Source organism: Arsukibacterium sp. (assembly GCF_036735525.1).
GTDB lineage: Bacteria > Pseudomonadota > Gammaproteobacteria > Enterobacterales > Alteromonadaceae > Alishewanella.
Window position 1 is genome coordinate 1 of the sequence record NZ_DAINOE010000164.1, and the last position, 3,125, is coordinate 3,125.

At 52.9% G+C, this 3,125-nt stretch carries 3 protein-coding genes; 2 read left to right on the forward strand and 1 reads right to left on the reverse strand.

All coding sequences use genetic code 11. The features are described 5' to 3' along the window. Positions 1-1,356, reverse strand: a 1,356-nt coding sequence (locus V7D78_RS16675; RefSeq protein WP_333609581.1) for an amidase family protein, incomplete at its 3' end; no start/stop codon positions are given. Positions 1,357-1,552: 196 nt separating this feature from the next. On the opposite strand from V7D78_RS16675, the gene zntR reads away from it, so the two are divergent. Further along, positions 1,553-1,984 (forward strand): Zn(2+)-responsive transcriptional regulator, encoded by a 432-nt coding sequence (gene zntR / locus V7D78_RS16680; RefSeq protein ID WP_333609582.1) that lies wholly within the window; start codon positions 1,553-1,555, stop codon positions 1,982-1,984. Next, positions 1,984-3,125: SO_0444 family Cu/Zn efflux transporter (locus V7D78_RS16685; protein WP_333609583.1), on the forward strand; the 1,142-nt coding region annotated here is incomplete at its 3' end. The genes zntR and V7D78_RS16685, both read left to right, overlap by 1 nt.

A 3,125-nucleotide genomic window follows, 5' to 3' on the forward strand; every position in this document is an offset into this window, starting at 1 on the left:
AGAGGGCATAATAATCGCTGCTATACCCTGCTCGCGCAAATAGCTATCCAGCGCCGCTTCTGCCAATTGCCGGCTTTGCTGCAGCGCCTCAAGGTAAGCGGCTTTATCAGCCTCGAGATCAATAGCCGCCGCTTGCTCTAAATATTGCTGACCATAAAACGCCAGCGCGGCTTCCCCCTTTGCAGGGTTAAAAGCCACAATTTTATCAAGCGTACTGGCGGCTTCTGGCGCCTGATACTCAGCTAACCAGCGTTCTAAATCCCGTTTAAATTCATACACCAGCACGGTAAGTTCTGCCTGATATAACGCCGGGGGCAACTGCCATTGCTCAGTGCTAATCACCTCAACGCCGGCAGCAATTAATTCAGCCTCCAGTTTATCCAGTATCGGCACCAGCGCTGGCTCTTGTTTGTCAAAGGCCCGCACCAATAACACTTTTTGAGCGCGGCTGGCCGCATCCGCCGCCTCGCTTAACGGCAAGCTAAATTGCGCTTTTGCCGCAGGCGTCAGCATCGCATCCAGCAGTAAGGCCGCATCGTAAACGGTTCTGGCCATAGGCCCGGCAATATCCTGCGCTTCGGCTATCGGAATAATGCCCTTGCCTGATACCGCACCGCGGGTGGGCTTAATGCCAACAATGCCATTAATCGACGCCGGGCACATAATAGAACCATCGGTTTCAGTGCCCACGGCTAATAAGGCTAAATCTGCCGCCACCGCCACGGCCGAGCCTGAGCTGGAGCCGCAAGGGGTATGGCTGAGTAAATGGGGATTACGGCTTTGGCCGCCTAAGGCCGACCAGCCGCTGGCAGATTTCTGACCACGAAAATTGGCCCATTCCGATAAATTAGTTTTTGCCAGAATAATAGCCCCCGCCTGACGCAGCTGACTGACCAGCTCAGCGTCAGTATGTGTCAGGTGGTGCTGCAACACTAACGCGCCCGCTGTAGTTGGCATGCTATCCTTGGTGGCAATATTGGCCTTTAGAACGACCGGTAAGCCATGCAAGGCCGAGCGCAGCTGTCCGGCCTTGCGCTCTTCGTCCAGAACTCGCGCCTGCGCCAGCGCCTCAGGGTTAATATCGGTGATAGCAGCCAGCTGATAACCGGCGTGATTATGCTCGGCAATTTGCTGCAAGTAATAACTCACCAGCTGCTCAGAGCTAAGCTCGCCCTCTGCTAAGGCCTGTTGTGCCGCTTTCGCTGAAATCCACGCCGGGTTAACCGCTGGCGCCTGGTTCACAGTGTCATCCGGTTCCGGCGCTTTACTGCAGGCGCTCAGTAACAGCACTGATAAGGATACCGCTACCAGTAATGACGCTGGCGAAAAAACAAAACAACAGTTCAGATAGCGCATAGCAATCCTTTTCTCATAGTGAATGCTAAAGCCTAACCGCTATTAGCTAAATATCCGCTACCCTTTGTCGCAGCTTACAGGCTGTTGTTCGCAATCAATTGCAATTTAAGCCTTGACTCTGGAGTAAGCTCAAGGGTTTATACTATAACGCTAACAATGCTAAAAAACAGCATGAAGCAGAACCGGAGAGCGGCGAATGAAGATTGGTGATTTAGTGAAACGGCATGGCGTCAGTGTCGATACCATTCGTTTTTATGAAAAACAGCAGTTAATCAGCCCCAGCAGCCGCTCTGCGGCGGGTTATCGCTTATATGATAACGCCGACAGCCAGCGGCTGGCGTTTATTTTGCGGGCGAAAAACGTCGGTTTTAGCCTGCAACAAATAGCCGAACTGCTGCAAATTGAAGACAACAAAAGCCAGTGGCAATGCCACGATGTGAAACAAAAGGTGCAGCTGAAAATGCAGGACATTCAACAGCAAATGGCCGAATTACAGCAGTTTTATCAGGCACTACAGCAACTGGATGACGCTTGCTGCGGCGGTGCTATCAGTGCCACTGAATGCTCTATTTTAACCGCCTTAGAGCAAGGTCAAATCAGTACAGAACGCCACAAGGAGCAAAACTGATGCTAAGTTTTATTGATAATTTCTGGCAACTATTTGTGTTATCAGCGCCCTGGTTGTTAGTGGGCTTGCTGGTGGCGGCGGTGATGAAAGCCTGGATCCCGATGCACTGGCTGCAACAGCAATTAGGTGGCGAAGGGTTTAAACCGGTCCTAAAAGGCGCCTCGCTCGGTGCGCCCCTGCCACTATGCAGCTGCGGCGTGATCCCGGCCGCCATGCAACTGCGCCGCGGTGGCGCTGGCAAAGGCGCGACTGTGGCCTTTTTAAGTGCCACCCCGGAAACCGGCGTAGATTCTATTTCAGTGTCTTATGTGTTGTTAGGCCCGGTTATGGCGATAGTGCGGCCGATTGCCGCCATTTTAAGTGCCATTACCTCAGGCTTATTAGTGGGTAAAGCCACCGAGCACACAGCCCCTGCCGCTACCCCGGTAAAAAGTTGTTGTGCGCCTAAAGCTGAGCCGGTAAAAGCTGCGCAGATAAAGAGCGAGACGGCGCTAAGCACCAGCAGCTGTTGCGCCCCCAAGGCCGCCGCCGTAGTCAGCGAGCCGGTAAAAGCATCCTGCTGTGGTCCGAAAAAAGCAGCACCAGCCAAGTTATCACTGTGGCAGCAAGCGAAAGATGGCCTTAGCTACAGCACAGGTAAACTGTTAAGTGATTTTTATTTATGGCTGCTGATAGGGCTGTTTTTTGCGGCGCTGGTACAAACGTTGGTACCGATGAATGCGCTGGCCCATTACGGCAGTAGTATTTGGATCATGCTGTTAATCGTGCTGATTTCTGTGCCGATGTATGTTTGTGCCACCGCCTCTACCCCTATTGCCGCTGCCATGATGCTGATGGGCTTCTCGCCCGGCGCAGCGCTGGTGTTTATGCAGGCTGGCCCGGCCACTAACATAGCAACCATTAGTGTGGTGTATAAGGAGCTGGGCAAACGCGCTCTGGCCGCTTATCTATTTGGCGTCATTGTCATGTCGGTATTCTTTGGCTGGCTGTTAGATCAGGGCCTGGCGTACTTTGATATCAGCGTACAGGGCGCGTTGCAGCATCAGCACTCGGTATTACCGCAATGGCTGGAGTTTTCCGCCGCCCTGCTGTTAGCCGGCTTAATTTTACGCATAGTTTGGCAGCAACTGCAGCAGCGTTG

Bases quoted from the DNA above. Each gene is read 5' to 3' on its own strand.
- zntR (WP_333609582.1), top strand. From the start codon at position 1,553: ATGAAGATTGGTGATTTAGTGAAACGGCATGGCGTCAGTGTCGATACC.